This is a genomic window from Cellulomonas endophytica (assembly GCF_004123805.1).
Lineage (GTDB): Bacteria > Actinomycetota > Actinomycetes > Actinomycetales > Cellulomonadaceae > Cellulomonas > Cellulomonas endophytica.
The window spans coordinates 1-1,162 of the sequence record NZ_RWJX01000167.1; the positions used below are offsets into that span (position 1 = coordinate 1).

Below are 1,162 nucleotides of genomic sequence, written 5' to 3' on the forward strand. Positions count from 1 at the left end.
CGCCGGCGCGGCCGACCAGGGCGCCGAGCGCGGCCCGGGCGCGGTCGGCCGGCCCCCGGCCGGGCGGCGGGGCGTCGGGGCGTCGCGTCACGGCACGCACGTCCGGGCCGGCTCGGCGGAGGCCTGGCGGTCCGCGCGCACGAGGGAGAGCTCGACGCACGTCGGGCTCGGCGCGTCCGCCGCCGGCACGAGCACGGAGGTTCCCGTCACGGAGGCGAAGGCGACCGGGCCGGTGCCGCGCTCCACGCCCCACTGGAAGAAGTCGCCGGGCTCCGTCCCCGCGTCGGACCAGGTCAGCCGGACGGACCCGTCGACGAGCCGCTCGCCCGTCAGGCCGACCGGCGCGGGCACGACCTCCCCGCGCACGACGGTCGTCGGGACGGCGAACGTGCCGTCCCCGCCGTCGGGCGGCGGGCCGGCGGCGGGTGTCACGAGCGCGATGGCCACGAGCGCCACCAGGCCGCCGCCCGACAGGGCCGCGAGGCCCGCGACGAGGGCGCGGCGGCGCCGTCCGGCGGGACGGGGCGCGTCCGACGGGGCCGAGGCGGTGCCGGCCGTCGCGGTCGCGCCGGGGCCGGTGGTGCCGGCGGCGGCGGTGCGGCGCCCTGCCGGGTCGCGCGGCGCGTCGTCCGTGCCCGCCCAGGCCGGGCGCAGCCGGGTCACCTCGTCGACGGCGGGCGGGGTCGGGGCGGGCCCGTCCGGCGACGGGGGCACGGGTGCCGTCGGGCGCGGCTCGTCGAGCACGCGGGCCCCGCGCCACCGCGTCGCGTCGGTCGGGTCGGACCCGGCACCGGACGGGAGGCCGGGCGCCGGCTCCCCGGCCGCGTGGGCGCCGGGGTCCTCGACGAGGGGCCGAGGGCCGCGCCACCGGGTGACGTCCGTGCCGTCCGTGCCGTCCGTGCCGTCCGTGCCGTCCGTGCCGTCCGTGCCGTCCGTGCCGCCCTTGCCGTCCGTGCCCTCCGTGGTGGTCGGCGGCGCGGCGGTGGGGCCGGTGGTCGGGTCCGAGGTCCCGTCGGCGACCGCGGCAGGGGTCGCCCCCGGTCCGTGCGCCGCGTCGGCCGCCGGCGCGTCGTCGACGGGCGCGGTCGACGCGGGACCGCGGTGCACCGGCCGGCCGGGCACCCACGCCGCCGCCCGCGGGTCGGCGGAGCGCGCGCCGGCC

General features: G+C 83.6%; 1 pseudogene. It reads right to left on the reverse strand.

The window, feature by feature from the left end:
* Positions 1-87 precede the first annotated feature (87 nt).
* Positions 88-1,162 (reverse strand): annotated as a pseudogene (locus EJA20_RS18950) (hypothetical protein); the annotation flags it as partial.